Origin of the sequence: Pseudomonas sp. zfem003, from assembly GCF_032621675.1 — a bacterium.
Lineage (GTDB): Bacteria > Pseudomonadota > Gammaproteobacteria > Pseudomonadales > Pseudomonadaceae > Metapseudomonas > Metapseudomonas otitidis.
Window position 1 is genome coordinate 382008 of record NZ_JAVYJG010000002.1, and the last position, 15449, is coordinate 397456.

General features: G+C 66.7%; 15 protein-coding genes. 7 read left to right on the forward strand and 8 right to left on the reverse strand.

Annotation, left to right across the window (positions count from 1 at the left end; genetic code table 11):
• Positions 1–19: 19 nt before the first annotated feature.
• Positions 20–940, reverse strand: coding sequence for a LysR family transcriptional regulator (locus tag RTK35_RS05210; RefSeq protein WP_044412968.1), 921 nt, complete (start codon positions 938–940; stop codon positions 20–22).
• Between the two features lie 123 nt (positions 941–1063).
• Between RTK35_RS05210 and RTK35_RS05215 the strand changes: the two genes are divergently transcribed.
• From RTK35_RS05215 to gabP, 4 genes are all read left to right on the forward strand, one after another.
• The gene (locus RTK35_RS05215) at positions 1064–2410 is read left to right on the forward strand and encodes an aspartate aminotransferase family protein (protein ID WP_044412965.1); all 1347 of its coding nucleotides are present in this window, start codon (positions 1064–1066) and stop codon (positions 2408–2410) included.
• Complete coding sequence (locus tag RTK35_RS05220) at positions 2410–2697, forward strand: cupin domain-containing protein (RefSeq protein ID WP_316907537.1); 288 nt, start codon at positions 2410–2412, stop codon at positions 2695–2697. The genes RTK35_RS05215 and RTK35_RS05220 overlap by 1 nt, the downstream gene beginning before the upstream one ends.
• Before the next feature lie 61 nt (positions 2698–2758).
• Positions 2759–4255 carry a CoA-acylating methylmalonate-semialdehyde dehydrogenase gene (locus tag RTK35_RS05225; protein WP_044412960.1) on the forward strand — a complete coding sequence of 499 codons (1497 nt, stop codon included), beginning with the start codon at positions 2759–2761 and terminating at the stop codon, positions 4253–4255.
• Between the two features lie 180 nt (positions 4256–4435).
• Complete coding sequence (gene gabP, locus RTK35_RS05230) at positions 4436–5857, forward strand: GABA permease (RefSeq protein ID WP_316907538.1); 1422 nt, start codon at positions 4436–4438, stop codon at positions 5855–5857.
• A 63-nt stretch (positions 5858–5920) separates the two neighbouring features.
• Here the strand turns inward: gabP and RTK35_RS05235 are convergent, their stop codons facing one another.
• The 5 genes from RTK35_RS05235 to RTK35_RS05255 all read right to left on the reverse strand — a co-directional run bounded on the left by RTK35_RS05235 (position 5921) and on the right by RTK35_RS05255 (position 9712).
• A complete protein-coding gene (locus RTK35_RS05235) occupies positions 5921–6454 on the reverse strand; it encodes an REP-associated tyrosine transposase (protein ID WP_282888134.1) in 534 nt (177 codons plus the stop codon).
• Between the two features lie 422 nt (positions 6455–6876).
• Positions 6877–7326 (reverse strand): Bro-N domain-containing protein, encoded by a 450-nt coding sequence (locus RTK35_RS05240; protein WP_316907539.1) that lies wholly within the window; start codon positions 7324–7326, stop codon positions 6877–6879.
• A gap of 690 nt (positions 7327–8016) precedes the next feature.
• Complete coding sequence (locus RTK35_RS05245; RefSeq protein ID WP_316907540.1) at positions 8017–8274, reverse strand: helix-hairpin-helix domain-containing protein; 258 nt, start codon at positions 8272–8274, stop codon at positions 8017–8019.
• A gap of 9 nt (positions 8275–8283) precedes the next feature.
• Positions 8284–8739, reverse strand: coding sequence for an RDD family protein (locus RTK35_RS05250; protein WP_142014078.1), 456 nt, complete (start codon positions 8737–8739; stop codon positions 8284–8286).
• A 187-nt stretch (positions 8740–8926) separates the two neighbouring features.
• Positions 8927–9712: a hypothetical protein gene (locus tag RTK35_RS05255; protein ID WP_316907541.1), complete on the reverse strand. Its 786-nt coding sequence runs from the start codon at positions 9710–9712 to the stop codon at positions 8927–8929.
• A 162-nt stretch (positions 9713–9874) separates the two neighbouring features.
• Between RTK35_RS05255 and RTK35_RS05260 the strand changes: the two genes are divergently transcribed.
• Together RTK35_RS05260 and RTK35_RS05265 are read left to right on the forward strand one after the other, a co-directional pair.
• Positions 9875–10591 (forward strand): YafY family protein, encoded by a 717-nt coding sequence (locus RTK35_RS05260; protein WP_316907542.1) that lies wholly within the window; start codon positions 9875–9877, stop codon positions 10589–10591.
• Between the two features lie 34 nt (positions 10592–10625).
• On the forward strand, positions 10626–10925 hold the full coding sequence (locus RTK35_RS05265) for an antibiotic biosynthesis monooxygenase family protein (RefSeq protein ID WP_044412937.1): 300 nt from the start codon (positions 10626–10628) through the stop codon (positions 10923–10925).
• On the opposite strand, the gene RTK35_RS05270 is transcribed toward RTK35_RS05265, so the two are convergent.
• A complete protein-coding gene (locus tag RTK35_RS05270) occupies positions 10912–11757 on the reverse strand; it encodes an arylamine N-acetyltransferase (protein ID WP_316907543.1) in 846 nt (281 codons plus the stop codon). The two genes, RTK35_RS05265 and RTK35_RS05270, sit on opposite strands and share 14 nt — an antisense overlap.
• A 391-nt stretch (positions 11758–12148) precedes the next feature.
• Here RTK35_RS05270 and RTK35_RS05275 point away from each other — a divergent pair, with 391 nt between their 5' ends.
• Positions 12149–13606, forward strand: coding sequence for a sodium:solute symporter family protein (locus tag RTK35_RS05275; protein WP_044412932.1), 1458 nt, complete (start codon positions 12149–12151; stop codon positions 13604–13606).
• A 333-nt stretch (positions 13607–13939) separates the two neighbouring features.
• Here the strand turns inward: RTK35_RS05275 and RTK35_RS05280 are convergent, their stop codons facing one another.
• Positions 13940–14755 (reverse strand): outer membrane protein OmpK, encoded by an 816-nt coding sequence (locus RTK35_RS05280; RefSeq protein WP_142014087.1) that lies wholly within the window; start codon positions 14753–14755, stop codon positions 13940–13942.
• Between the last annotated feature and the right edge of the window lie 694 nt (positions 14756–15449).

Sequence of the window (15449 nt, forward strand, 5' to 3'; positions counted from 1 at the left end):
CCGCCGTCGCCCGCGCGCCTCAGCTGGTGCCGGCCAGGGCGTCGAGGAAGCTCTCCAGCACCAGGTGCGGGCGCCGGCCCTTGCGGGTCACGGTGGCCAGGCTGAGGTCGTAGAAGCGGCTCGCCGGCTTGAGGGCGCGCAGGCGGCCCTGCTGCACCCAGAAGGTGGCGTAGTGGTCCGGCAGGTAGCCGATGTAGCGCCCGGTGAGGATGAGGAAGGCCATGCCTTCGCGGTCCGACGCGCTGGCGGTGCAGTTCAGCGCCTGGTACAGGGCCTGGATCTCGGCCGGCAGGCGGAAGGTGGGGGCGATGGCTTCCTGGTCGTTCAGGCGGGCATCGTCCAGCTGGGTGTCGTCGACGTAGAACAGCGGGTGCCCGACCGCGCAGTAGAGCAGCGAGCGTTCCTCGTACAGCGGCTGGTATTCCAGGCCGGACAGCGCCGCCGTCTGCGGCACCACGCCGACGTGCACGCGGCCGTCCAGCACCCCTTGCTCCACCTCGCTGGGGGGCGTCATGCGGATGTTGATCACCACGTCCGGCCCGCGCTCCTTGAGCCGCGCCAGGGCGTGGGTGATGCGCATGTGCGGCAGGGTGACGAGGTTGTCGGTGAGGCCGATGTTCAGCTCGCCGCGCAGGTGCTGGTGCAGGCCGTTGACCTCGGTGCGGAAGGTCTCCAGCGAGGCCAGCAGCTGCTGGGTGGACTGGTAGACCTCGCGGCCTTCCTCGGTCAGCGCGAAGCCGGCCCGGCCGCGCTGGCACAGGCGCAGGCCGAGGCGCTGCTCCAGGTCGCTCATCTGCTGGCTGATGGCCGAGCGGCCGATGCCCAGCACCGTTTCCGCAGCGGAGAAACCGCCGCACTCGACCACGCTGCGGAAGATCCGCAGCAGGCGGATATCGAAGTCACTGACCTGGCCGAGAGGCTCTGGGCGGCGGGTGCTCATTGTTTAGTGAACCCTGAAGTGAAGTTTTCAAAAGTTGGATTTTCCTGACTTTATGCCCGTGGCAATGTCGACTGCAAGAACCCCTCGGTTCCACCCATGACCTGAATTGCGAGGCAGACAGGAATGAACATGCCGCAGACCACCACCCCGTCCCTGGCCAGCCAGCTGAAGCTGGATGCCCACTGGATGCCCTTCTCCGCCAACCGCAACTTCCAGCGCGATCCCCGTCTGATCGTGGCCGCCGAAGGTAGCTGGCTGATCGATGACCAGGGGCGTCGCGTGTACGACAGCCTGTCGGGCCTGTGGACCTGCGGCGCCGGTCACTCCCGCAAGGAAATCCAGGAGGCCGTGGCCAAGCAGCTCGGCACCCTCGACTACTCCCCCGGCTTCCAGTTCGGCCACCCGCTGTCCTTCAAGCTGGCCGAGAAGATCGCCAGCCTGACCCCCGGCGAGCTGAACCACGTGTTCTTCACCGGCTCCGGCTCCGAGTGCGCCGACACCGCCATCAAGATGGCCCGCGCCTACTGGCGCCTGAAAGGCCAGCCGCAGAAGACCAAGCTGATCGGCCGTGCCCGTGGCTACCACGGCGTGAACGTCGCCGGCACCGCCCTGGGCGGCATCGGCGGCAACCGCAAGATGTTCGGCCAGCTGATGGACGTCGACCACCTGCCCCACACCCTGCAGCCGGGCATGGCCTTCACCAAGGGCATGGCCGCCACCGGTGGCGTGGAGCTGGCCAACGAACTGCTCAAGCTGATCGAGTTGCACGACGCCTCCAACATCGCCGCCGTGATCGTCGAGCCGATGTCCGGTTCCGCCGGGGCCATCGTCCCGCCGGTTGGCTACCTGCCGCGCCTGCGCGAGATCTGCGACCAGCACAACATCCTGCTGATCTTCGACGAAGTGATCACCGGCTTCGGCCGCATGGGCAAGTGGACCGGCGCCGAGTACTTCGGTGTGACCCCGGACCTGATGAACGTCGCCAAGCAGATCACCAACGGTGCCATCCCGCTGGGCGCGGTGATCGCCAGCCGCGAGATCTACGAGACCTTCATGAACCAGGCCACCCCGGAATACGCGGTGGAGTTCACCCACGGCTACACCTACTCCGGTCACCCGGTCGCCTGCGCCGCCGGCCTGGCCGCCCTGGAGGTGCTGGAGAAGGAGAACCTCATCCAGCAGTCCGCCGAGCTGGCTCCGCACTTCGAGAAGGCCCTGCACGGCCTGAAGGGCGCCAAGCACGTGGTCGACATCCGCAACTGCGGCCTGGCCGGTGCCCTGCAGATCGCCCCGCGTGACGGCGACGCCATCGTCCGTCCGTTCGAGGCCGGCATGGCCCTGTGGAAGGCCGGCTTCTACGTCCGCTTCGGCGGCGACACCCTGCAGTTCGGGCCCACCTTCAACGCCAAGCCGGAAGACCTCGACCGCGTGTTCGACGCCGTCGGCCAGGCCCTGCAAGGCGTCGCCTGATGAGCGGGCGCCCGCAGGCCGTGCCCACCGTGCAGGTGGACAACGCCGAGGTGATCGTCACCGAGTGGCGCTTCGCCCCGGGCGCCGAGACCGGTCGCCATCGGCATGGCTACGATTACGTGGTCGTGCCCATGACCGACGGCACCCTGCTGCTGGAAACCCCGGAGGGCGAGAAGCTCACCCCCCTGGTGGCCGGGCAGGCCTACTTCCGCAAGGCCGGCGTCGAGCACAACGTGATCAACGCCAGCGACCACGACGTGGTCTTCGTGGAAACCGAACTCAAGTAATGCACGGTCCGCAGCGCCCGCTGCGGACCCACCGGACAAGAACCTGCAAGAGACCCCACCCATGAGCCTCATCCCGCACCTGATCAACGGCGAACGCGTCGCCGACCAAGGCCGCACCGCCGACGTGTTCAACCCGTCCACCGGCGAAGCCATCCACAAGGTCGGCCTGGCCAGCCGCGAAACCCTGCAGAAGGCCATCGACGCCGCCAAGGCCGCCTTCCCCGCCTGGCGCAACACCCCGCCGGCCAAGCGCGCCCAGGTGCTGTTCCGCTTCAAGCAACTGCTGGAGCAGAACGAGGCCGAGATTTCCCGCCTGATCAGCCAGGAGCACGGCAAGACCCTCGAAGACGCCGCCGGTGAACTCAAGCGCGGCATCGAGAACGTCGAATACGCCTGCGCCGCCCCCGAGATCCTCAAGGGCGAGTACAGCCGCAACGTCGGCCCGAACATCGACGCCTGGAGCGACTTCCAGCCGGTGGGCGTGGTCGCCGGCATCACCCCGTTCAACTTCCCGGCCATGGTGCCGCTGTGGATGTACCCGCTGGCCATCGCCTGCGGCAACACCTTCATCCTCAAGCCCTCCGAGCGCGACCCCAGCTCCACCCTGTTCATCGCCGAACTGTTCGAGCAGGCCGGCCTGCCCAAGGGCGTGCTGAACGTGGTGAACGGCGACAAGGAGGCCGTGGACGGCCTGATCGAAGCGCCGGAAGTGAAGGCCATCAGCTTCGTCGGCTCCACCCCCATTGCCGAATACATCTACAGCGAAGGCACCAAGCGCGGTAAGCGCGTCCAGGCCCTGGGCGGCGCCAAGAACCACGCCGTGCTGATGCCCGATGCCGACCTCGACAACGCCGTCAGCGCGCTGATGGGCGCCGCCTACGGCTCCTGCGGCGAGCGCTGCATGGCCATCTCCGTGGCCGTGTGCGTGGGCGACCAGATCGCCGATGCGCTGGTGGAGAAGATCGTTCCGCAGATCAAGGGCCTGAAGATCGGCGCCGGCACCACCTGCGGCCTCGACATGGGCCCGCTGGTTACCGCCGCCGCCCGCGACAAGGTGGTCGGCTACATCGACGACGGCGTCGCAGCCGGCGCCAAGCTGGTGGTGGACGGCCGTGGCTACCGCGTCGCCGGTCATGAAGACGGCTACTTCGTCGGCGGCACCCTGTTCGACAACGTCACCGCCGACATGCGCATCTACCAGGAAGAGATCTTCGGCCCGGTGCTCTGCATCGTTCGCGTCGGCAGCCTGGAAGAAGCCATGCAGCTGATCAACGACCACGAATACGGCAACGGCACCTGCATCTTCACCCGCGACGGTGAAGCCGCCCGCCTGTTCTGCGACGAGATCGAAGTGGGCATGGTCGGCGTCAACGTGCCGCTGCCGGTCCCGGTCAGCTACCACAGCTTCGGTGGCTGGAAGCGTTCCCTGTTCGGCGACCTGCACGCCTACGGCCCGGATGGCGTGCGCTTCTACACCCGCCGCAAGGCCATCACCCAGCGCTGGCCGCAGCGCGCCAGCCACGAGGCCGCGCAATTCGCGTTCCCCAGCAACGGCTGATCCGTACAGGCAAGGGGCATGACCGGTGACGGTCATGCCCCTTTTTCTTTTACCCACGTCCAGAGGTCCCGCTCCGCTCGTCCCCGCTGTTGAACCGCACCACGTGCGCTCGACTCGAACCGACTGTCATCGCCCTTCCAGATGGCAGCGCCACCAAGAACAATCGAGAAGGAATCGCCCATGCCCTCTTCACCGCTCCTCGCCTCGCAACTGCCCCGCGACACCTCCGCGGCCCTCGCGCCCGGTCTCAAGCAACGCCACGTGACCATGCTCTCCATCGCCGGGGTGATCGGCGCCGGCCTGTTCGTCGGCTCCGGCCACGCCATCGCCGCCGCCGGCCCTGCCGTGCTCCTGGCCTACCTGTTCGCCGGCACCCTGGTGGTGTTGGTGATGCGCATGCTCGGGGAGATGGCCGTCGCCTCGCCCGACACCGGCTCCTTCTCCACCTACGCCGACCGCGCCATCGGGCGCTGGGCCGGCTTCACCATCGGCTGGCTCTACTGGTGGTTCTGGGTGCTGGTCATCCCGCTGGAAGCCATCGCCGCGGCGGCCATCCTCAACGCCTGGTTCCCCGCCATCGACACCTGGATATTCGCCTTGCTGGTGACCCTGGCGCTGACCGTCACCAACCTGTTCAGCGTGGCGCGCTACGGCGAGTTCGAGTTCTGGTTCGCCCTGCTCAAGGTGCTGGCGATCATCGCCTTCATCGTGCTGGGTGCCGTGGCCCTCGCCGGTGGCCTGCCGGAACGCGAGGTGAGTGGCCTGGGACAGCTGATGGCGACCCACGGCGGCTTCCTGCCCAACGGCTATGGCGCCGTGGTCGGGGCCCTGCTCACCACCATGTTCAGCTTCATGGGCACCGAGATCGTCACCATCGCCGCCGCCGAGTCGCAGAACCCGGCCCGGCAGATCACCCGCGCCACCCGCTCGGTGATCTGGCGCATCGGCCTGTTCTACCTGGTGTCGATCTTCCTCGTCGTCTCCATCGTGCCGTGGAACGACCCGCAGCTCGCCGAAGTGGGCTCCTACCAGCGCGCCTTGGAACTGCTGGCCATCCCCCACGCCAAGCTGATCGTCGACCTCGTCGTGCTGGTAGCCGTCGCCAGCTGCCTCAACTCGGCGATCTACACCGCCTCGCGCATGGTCTTCTCCCTGGCACGCCGGGGCGACGCGCCCGAGCGCCTGCAGCGCACCAACGCCAGCCAGGTGCCCCGTGCCGCCGTCCTGGCCAGCACCGCCGTGGGCTTCCTCACCACGGTGCTGAACTACTTCGCGCCGGAGAAGGTGTTCGCCTTCCTCCTCGCCTCCTCGGGGGCGGTGGCGCTGCTGGTCTACCTGGTCATCGCCGTGTCCCAGCTGCGCATGCGTCGCCAGTTGCAGCAGGCCGGGGACTCCCCGGAGTTCCGCATGTGGCTGTACCCCTGGCTGACCTGGGCGGTGATCCTGTTCATCAGCGCCGCCCTCATCACCATGCTGGCCATGCCCGCCCACCGGCAGGAGGTGCTGGCCACGGCCCTGCTCAGCGTCCTCATCGTCTGCCTCGGGCTGCTCAATGCCCGGCGCAAGCGGCGCATCGAGGCCGGCATCCCCGCCAGCGCCTGACGGGCCCCGTGTGCAACGCAAAAGCCCCGGCATGGCCGGGGCTTTTGCATTCAAAGGGGCGTTTCAGCGCTCCCCGGATCGGGTCTCCGCCATGTCCCCGCCGCCCGCCCAGTCCCTGGGCAACGTGCCGATCTCCACATAGCGATGGAAGGACGACCACGGCCAGTCCACCACCCGCGCTACGTGGCCATGCTTGCGCGGGTTGTGGTGGATGTAGTCCACGTGTCGGGCGAAGTCGGCATCGTCGCGGATGCGGTGCTCCCAGAAGCGGCGTTGCCAGATGCCGCGCTCCCGGCGTTTGTGACGGCTAGGCGAGAGGGGCTCCTCCGGCATCAGGGCGCGGGAGAAGTGCGCCTTGATCAAGCCCCAGCGCAGCCCGTAGCCGGCATCACCCGGCGGCAGGGTACAGAGCGCATGCAGGTGGTCGGGCAGCACGACGATGGCGTCGATCCGCCAGGGGTGGCGGCGCATCACCGCGCGGAAGCTCTCGCGCAGCAGGTCGATCTGCTCCACCAGCAGGCGGCTGCGGCGGTCGGCGAGGTTGACGGTGAAGAACCAGGTCGAACCCGGCGTGAGGTCGCGTCGGTAGGCGGTCATGGGTAGGCATCCGTGCCAGGAGGGAACGCAGACCCTAGGAAGCGTCACCCCTGTCGACAAGGCCAGGCCAGTGAAGTCGGACCTTTCCACCGCAAAAGACGCAGCGCCCGTAGGACGGGCTTAGCTGTACGAAGCCCATCGCTGGCATGGCGCGTAGGTGGGGTTTGATGCGGTTCGCGTAGCTCACCGCATCCTACGGGGGCAGCCCATGACTGGCGGACTGGGTGTTGTGCATGGGCTCATCAATACATGAATCGTGCGGCCCGTAGGATGGGCTGAGCTGTGCGAAGCCCATCGCTGGCATGGCGCGGAGGTGAGGCTTGATGCGGTTCGCGTAGCTCACCGCATCCTACGGGTGCAGCCCATGGCTGGCGGCCTGGGTGTTGCGCATGAGCTCATCGATACGTGAATCGTGCAGGGGGTCAGGTGCCTATATAGCGGGGCACTTTTTCCCAAGGCATCCACAATTCGCCCTGCCACTCCAGCAACGACAGCCTCTGGTTCTGCCAGCCGATCACAACACGGCGAGGCGTGTAGGTGCTGGTTGCCACTTGGTCACGCAACGTGGGGATGACTTCGCGGGTCAGCCATTCATCAAGGTAAAGACATTCCGGATGACCGAAGCGAATGAGGGCCTTGTAGAGGCCGGCTTCGTTGAGGAGATGAACGTCCTCTTCGTTGCCAGTGGCATAGACGAAACGAGTGGTCCGTGTCTCGAAGGGGCGCAGGCGCCGATGTAACGCTTGAGGATGATGCAGCCCTAGCAGGCGAGCGAAATCGTAGGTGGAGAACCAGGGTTGGTTGTCGATCATCACCCCGCGTAGGGGGCGCTTGTGGCGGATGAAGGTGAAGGGAACATGTACGTCAGGCATCGTCTCTACCCGTAACCAGCAAGTGAATGCAGTGCCGTTGTCTGTTAACGGCAGTTCGTCGCGTGCGTATCAAACGCATGCGTGCATGGTTCAGGTCGTCAAGCCCGGTCGCGGGATTGACCGCGACCGGGCGAAGTTAGGGAACGTGGCGGCGGCGAACAAGGTTGCGCGGGCGGTTTCGGACGTTTCTTCCACGGCGCGAGGCGTTTCACGTTGGCACGTGCGCTTGGCATGGTCAGTTCAGCCTTGGAGTGCCCATAGAATCTGTGGGTGGGGCTGTGGATAACGTTGGGAGAAGCGCTGGCAATGCCCGCCAAGCTTGGCCTGCTGGGCGTTGTTCGCTTTTTCGCCAGCCAATCGTCGATGACAGTGGGGTGGCGGTGCGGCCCGTAGGATGGGCTGAGCTGTGCGAAGCCCATCGCTGGCGTGGCGCGGAGGTGGGGTTTGATGCGGTTCGCGTAGCTCACCGCATCCTACGGATGCGGTCCGTAGGATGGGCTGAGCTGTGCGAAGCCCATCGCTGGCGTGGCGCGGAGGTGGGGCTTGATGCGGCTCGCGTGGCTCACCGCATCCTACGGATGCGGTCCGTAGGATGGGCTGAGCTGTGCGAAGCCCATCGCTGGTGTGGCGCGGAGGTGAGCTTGATGCGGTTCGCGGAGCTCACCGCATCCTACGGGGACGGCGTTTTCGTCAGTTCGCTGGGGATTGGGTGCGGGCGAAGTCGATGATGGCCTGGATGGCGGCGCGGGCCTGGGGGCTGTTGTGCCAGCAGGTGGAGCCCATCATCCGGGCGATCTGCAGGGTCAGGTCGGCGGCTTCGCAGCGGGCCAGTTGCGCCAGGTCGCGGAAGCCGATCTGTTCCAGGCGGCTGACCACGGTGGGGCCGACGCCCTTGAGGGCTACCAGCTGGGCGCGGGTCTCGGGGGTGAAGCCTTGGGATTCGCTCATGGTCGGGCCTCAGCTTTCTGGTTGCTGTGTGGGCGCGTCTTCCATCTCGGCGATGCGCTTGCGTACGGCAGGGATGTCGCTGACCGGGACGACGAAGGTGAAGGCCCACATATCGCCCAGGCGCTGTGCATGGCTGGAGCACAGGACGGCGATGGCGGCAGGGATGGCGCCGATGACGAAGGGGTTGACCTCCACCAGGCGGAAAACGCTGCGAATCAGGACCTGGTTCAGGCTGGGCGGCTCGCCATTGGGGGCGATGACGCGGATGCGGCAGATCCACTTGCCGGGGGTGAAACCGCGCAGCAGCCACTCGCACAGCGGGAAGTACAGGACCATCGGTACGAGGAACATGAGCAGGTTCTGTGTCCACGTGATTAGCACGATGGACAAGGCATAGATCGCTGCGCCGTCGAGGCCAGTAGCGATGGCACGCAGGATGAGCATGTGGATGCGGGAAACGTCCATGTTGGGTACCACGATTGGAACTGAAGGTGCGCCAGTTTAAACGAGCCCCCTCGTTTCGACTGTGATCCGACCGAAAAGACGGCGTTGCGCTGCCCACAATTTCTGTGGGGCAAGCTGTGGATAACATTGGGGCGGATCGCTGCGGCCCCGGCCGCCCGTGGGGTTCAGGCGGCTGGTGGTTTTTCCGTCAGGCGCTGTATTCGCGGCACCAGGTTTCGCCGTATTCCGCGAGCAGGGCCTGGACCAGGCCGCTGGCCTTTGCGGCGTCGGCGAAGCGGAACAGCACCCAGACCAGGCTGCGCACCTGTTCGTCGCGGGTCTTGTAGTGGGGGATGTCCTGCAGGGCGTCGGTGGCCTGCTTGAACCAGGCGAACAGCAGGCGCTGGTCGGCGTCGTCGGCCCCGAACAGGAAGATGAACAGCACGCCGATGAAGGCGAGGCTGAAATCCAGGTTGTCGCGGTCGAAGGCCAGCCGGGCGAACGGCACCGCCTGCAGCACGCGGGTGATTTCGCTGTGCAGCCAGGCGTCCTCGCCGAATTCGGCCCTGAGCTTGGCGGCCTTGGCCAGCATGCCGGGCTGGTGGGCGAAGCGGCCCACCTGGGCGAGCAGGGCCAGGCGGCGGGCGTGGGCCTCCAGGGTCATCTCGCCGCCGAACAGCAGGACCATCTCCCAGCGTTTGAGGCGGCAGCGCGGGTAGCCGTGTTCGGCCAGCACACGGGCCGCGTCCGTCGCTGCGGCGGTTAGCAGGTCGAGGTGGCGCTGGCTCTCGACGGGCGGTGTGCCGCCGTTCAACAGCAGGTAGTAGTAGAAGGCCTGCAAGGTGGCGTCATCGAGCTCCTTCGGCGGCTTCTTCACCAGCGGGGTGATGCTCGGGTGGTGGCTGCAGTAGTAGGCGTTGGAGCTGTTGGCGGCGGCGAAGTCGGCTTCGCCGGAGGCGATGAACTGCTGGATGATTTCCGTCTTGCTGGACATGGGCATTCCCCGGTTGGCGGCGCCTCGCAGCATAGAGGGCCAGGCGGGACATTTCTGCGGGGGCGGTGGCGTTCCCGGCAGGTGGCGGCCCGGCGGCGCTGGTTTTTCAACGGATGCTGTGCGCAAATGCCCGCCGGTTTCCCTTTCACGACGACCCCTGTCATGCGCAAGGCCGATCGCCTGTTCCAGGTGGTGAACCTGATCCGTGCCCACCAGCCCATCAGCGCCCGACGCCTGGCGGAGCGCCTGGGCGTGTCGGTGCGGACCATCTACCGCTACGTGGACGATCTGTCCCTGAGCGGCATCCCGATCTACGGCGAGGCCGGCGTGGGCTATGCGCTGGACGAGCACTTCGAGCTGCCGCCCCTGGCGCTCAATGCCGATGAGCTGGATGCGTTGCTGCTGGGCGTCGAGCTGCTATCGCGCACGGTGGGCGCGGAGATGGCCGGGGCAGCGCGCTCGTTGCTGAGCAAGATCCAGGCGGCGGTGCCGGCCCATGGGCTGGACCCGCAAGCGGCGCCGGTGCGGGCCTTCGTCAGCCCCTTCACCCAGGAGCAGATGCGCCACTGGGATGCACTGCGCCGGGCGATCCGCGACCGTGCGGCGCTGCGCATCGAGTACCTGAGCCTGGACGAGCGCGCCTCCCAGCGGGTGATCCAGCCGGTGGGGTTGTTTTACTGGGTGGGCAAGTGGACGGTGGCGGCCTGGTGCGACCTGCGCGGGGAATACCGCGACTTCCGCGTGGACCGCATCCAGGCACTGGCGCGCCTGCCCGTTGCCGCGCCCGCTGGCGAGGCGCCGAGCCTGGAGGCCTACATGCGCCAGCGCTGCGCGCCGGAGCCGGCCACTGACAGCACGCTGTCAGCAGGGGGCCTCTAGGCTGCGTCGTCCCACCCAGCGGAAGGCGATCAACATGCAAGAGTCATCGGTTCTGGAACTGGTGCTGTTCACCACCAAGCCCGGTCGCGAGGCGCGGGTGGCGGAGCTGCGCGAACAGGTGCGCGAGGCACTGCGGGATTTCGAGGGCTTCATCGGCCTGCGCGGCCTGGCCGCTGTCGAGGGCGCGCCGGTCTACGCCGACCTGGTGGAGTGGACTTCCCACGAGCAGGCCCTGGCTGCCGCGCGGGCCTTCAGCGAGCGGGACCTGCGCTTCCAGCCCTACCTGCGGGAGATCCAGGAAGTGATCTTCATGGGGCACTTCAGCCCGGCGTAGCCGCCAGCAGGGCTGCCAGGCGCTGGCGCAGGGCGGCCAGATCATCGTCACGCAGGGCCAGGCGGAATTCGTGCTGCAGCACCTCCAGCACCGCGTCCGGGTCGGTGAGGGTGCGTTGGTGTGCCTGGCCATCGGGCGTGCGGCGGGTGAACAGGCCGTTGCGCAGGGTCAGGCGCTGCCCGGGTTCGGTGCGGGCGGCCACCAGCATCTGGCAGAACAGGCTGTCCGGGTGGGTGGAGGTGTACCAGTTGCGCGGGGTGTAATCGATCCAGGGCTGGGGCTGCAGGTCGAAGTGGTAGACCGGCAGCCAGGCCTCGCCGATGCGGGTCTCCAGGTGGAAGTCGCCCTGCGTTTCGCTCGGCGGCAGCAGCCGGAAGGGCAGGTCGCCCAGGCCCTCGCGGCCTTCCAGGGGCAGGGCGCGGGTCGGGTTGGCGGAGCCGAAGCCGACATCGGCGAGGTAGGCGCCGTCGGCCAGGTCGATGCGCAGCATCAGGTGCGAGGTGAGGGTCAGCGGCGCTTCGGCGGGCAGCCCCCAGCGCACCCGTGCCACCAGCGACGTGACGTGGAAACCCAGGCTCATCAGCAGCCGGCCGAACAGGCCGTTGAGTTCGAAGCAGTAGCCGCCCCGGCCGCGTTCCACCACCTTGGCGAAGACCCGCTCGGCGTCGATGTGGATGGGCCGTGCCAGCAGCACGTCGAGGTTCTCGAAGGCCACCCGCGCCAGGTGCGCGCCGATCAGGGCATCCAGGGCCTCCCGATCCAGGCGTTGCGGTGCGGGAAGGCCGAGGTGGGCGAGGTAGGCGTGGGTCTGGTCGGGGGTGAGCGGGTGCATGCCGGGCTCCATGGGCGTGACCCGAGGATGCTAGCAGAGCGCCGTGAACCTGCCGCTTGTTCTGGTTATGAAACGGGGCTGTGAAATATACGCAACGTCGCCCGCCAAATTGTCTGACAAACTCCTGATTTATCAATTGCTTGTGTCGCGCCTACGACTATCGTTTGTCGCTTTTTGCGATCACCGGGCGCGTATCTGTTTGACATATTTGACGGGTTTGGCAGACTGCTCGCCCGTTGCGGCAGGTGGCCACGACCCCGGCAAGGCCTGCGCCTTCAGGGGGAGCACTCGCCGGTCGTGACGCGCCACGAAAACAAAAATTCTGTCAGTCCCGGCGGCCTAGCGGGCCCAGCCCACGCCGGATGACGGGCGAGCCACTGGTATTCATCCCATGCTGATCTGGTTTGTTGCGGTCTACCTGCTGATCACCGTCGGTGTCGGCTTCTACGCATCCACTCGCGTCAAGAACTCCAAGGATTTCGCCGCCGGCGGCAGGAGCATGTCCTTCCCCCTGGTCGCGGCGATGGTGTTCGCCACCTGGTTCGGTTCCGAGGCCCTGCTGGGCATCCCCGCCACCTTCATCGAGGAAGGCTTCGCCGGCATCATCGAGGACCCGTTCGGTTCCTTCGGCTGCCTGATGCTGGTGGGCCTGATCTTCGCGCGTCCGCTGTACCGCATGAACCTGCTGACCATCGGCGACTTCTTCCGCAAGCGCTACGGCCCGCACGTCGAGATCTTCACCAGCCTGGTGATCATCGGCTCCTACCTGGGCTGGGTGGCGGCGCAGCTGACCGCCCTGGGCGTGGTGTTCAACGTGCTCTCCGACGGTTCCATCAGCACCACCCAGGGGATGCTGATCGGCACCGGCATCGTGCTGCTCTACACCCTGTTCGGCGGCATGTGGTCGGTGGCGCTGACCGACTTCATGCAGATGATCATCATCGTGGTCGGCCTGGTGTACCTGACCTGGCTGATCGGCGGCATGGCCGGCGGTGCTGATGTGGTCATCAGTCACGCCGCAGCCGAGGGCAAGTTCACCTTCATTCACGGCTTCGAGCCTCGGGACATCGTGGCCTTCATCGCGGCGGCAGTGACCCTGATGCTGGGCTCGATCCCGCAGCAGGACGTCTACGCCCGCGTCATGTCGGCCAAGACCGAGAACATCGCCGCCCGCGCCTCCATGGCCGGCGCGGTGTTCTACCTGTCGTTCTGCATGCTGCCGATCTTCCTCACCTACGCGGCCTCGCTGATCGATCCGGCGATGGTGCAGAAGTGGCTGGCCGAGGATTCGCAGATGATCCTGCCGCACCTGATCATGGAGCGGACCCCGCTGTTCGCCCAGGTGATGTTCTTCGGCGCGCTGCTGTCGGCGATCATGTCCACCGCTTCTGGCACCCTGCTGGCGCCGTCGGTGACCTTCACCGAGAACATCCTGAAGAACTTCGTGCCGGCCATGAGCGACCGTCAGTTCCTGCTGGCCATGCGCGTGAGCGTGGTGCTGATGACCATCGCCACCTCGGTGTTCGCCCTGAACTCCAACGCCAGCATCTACGAGATGGTCGGCAACGCCTACAAGGTCACCCTGGTGGCCGCCGTGGTGCCGCTGTTCGCCGGGCTGTTCTGGAAGCGGGCGACCACCCAGGGCGCGCTGTTCGCCATTGCCTTCGGCCTGCTGAGCTGGGTGTCCCTGGAGCTGACCTACCAGGAAACCGACTTCTGGCCGCCGCAACTGGCCGGCCTGCTGATGAGCCTGCTGGGCATGGTGATCGGTTCGCTGATCCCGCAGTTCAGCCGTGACCGTGGCCAGAGCGTGCAGGGCATCACCGCCTCTGCATCGGCCCGCGCCTGACCCCGGGCGCCCTCCCCGGACAGGGGAGGGCGCTTTGCCTGCCCGCCCGCGTTACCCCTTCCTCTTCGTACTGACTGACTCCGCGCGCCAGGCGGCGGGCCTGTGCTGCCCGTCGTGCAGCCGTGCCGAATCCGTGCCCTGGATGGGCCGGCGGGTGTGCGTGGGGAATGTGGTGGGGGAGGTGAAGAGCGCAGAGGGCGGGTGCCGGGACCCGAGGCGCGCCGGCAGGACGCCGGCGSGYGTGCGTGGGGAATGTGGTGGGGGAGGTGAAGAGCGCAGAGGGCGGGTGCCGGGACCCGAGGCGCGCCGGCAGGACGCCGGCGCGCGGATGGATCAGAAGTGCACCTTGACCAGCAGGCTGGCGGTGTTCTGGTCGGTGCCGCCGAGGATCTTGTCACCCAGGAAGCTGTTGTCGTCGATGCCGTACTTGTTGCTCCAGTAGTCGTACTCGACACCCACGTAGAGCTGCTTGGCGCCCAGGTCCAGGGCCTTGCCCAGGTCGTACTTGATCTGCGGGTTGAAGTGCAGGTTGGCGTGCAGATCGTTGGGGCGGTTGGTGGTGGCGTCCTTGTTGTTCCAGACCCAGTCCATGAAGCCGTCGATGAGGATATCGGACTTGCCCACCGGCACGGTGTAGGACCACACCGGGGTGACCTGCCACTGGCCGGACGGGTTCTTGGTGATGCCGTCGGGCTTGCGGTAGTAGAAGTTCAGCTGGAAGTAGTCGAAGCCGGGCAGGGCCAGGTCGAAGCCCGGGCCGAGCAGGTAGTTCTGGTTGCGGTTCTCGCCACGCTCATAGGTGGCGGCAAGCAGCACGTCGGTCACCGGGCCGAAGGCGATCTTCTGGTCGAACAGCTTGCCGAAGGACAGGCGCGGGGAAATCTCGCCGTAGTAGGTGTTGTTGCCGGCGTTGGCGTCGGCCTTGCCGTTGTAGTTGATCTGGTCGACGAAGAGGAACAGGTCGCCCCAGGTCCAGCCGCTGGCGTGCTCGAAGGTGAAGGTCTGCTGGATCTCGGGGTTGACCTTGAAGTCTTGCCCGTAGAGGTAGGTGACGCTGTTGTTCTGCCACAGCAGGGGACCGTCGGCCAGGGCTTGGCCAGCGGTCAGCAGGCCGCCGGCGAGCGCGAGAGCGGAGAGGGTACGGTTCATTCGGGATGGGCTCCTGGTGCTGGTTTTATTGGCTTCCCTCTGTGTGGAAGCTGTCTGATTGGTCAGGCTTGCCTGCCAGAGCAAGAAAGGAGCCAGTTTTTCGCGACGCCTTCCCCGGGCGCGGGATTATCGGGATAGGCCCCGATGTTTCAAGGGGTTATCGGTGTTTCGAGGTCAAATTCCGACTTGTGGAGGGGCGGGGGCTGCACGGTTATGGGCGGCCGGAGCTGACCGATCGAACAGGCCTGCATCAGTTTGGGGCGCCCCTCCGACGACCTCCGTCACCCCTCAGGGTGGGCTTCAGCCCACGCGGGCAGAGGCATCGCAGTGGATCGTGCTCCACCGTTCCACCAAGCCCTGGCACCCAGGCCTTGGGGATAACCCCCTGGCTCGATGCTCACCGGATGGCGCCGAGGCGCTTCGTAGGATGGGCTGAGCTGTGCGAAGCCCATCATGGTGGGCCGGGCCTGGATTGATGCGGTTCGCCGAGCTCACCGCATCCTACGGGCTCCACCGATCCACCAACGGTGGTTCGGTCTGGCACCGCTGGTGGATGTGAGAACCGCCATCAGGGCCGTTTCCACCACGCCACCGACGTGACCCGCCGTGGCGCTTCCGGTGAACGGGAAACGTGGCTTCCGTGCGCGCATAAAAAAGCCCCCGCCATGGGGCGGGGGCATCGCGCAGCAAGGGT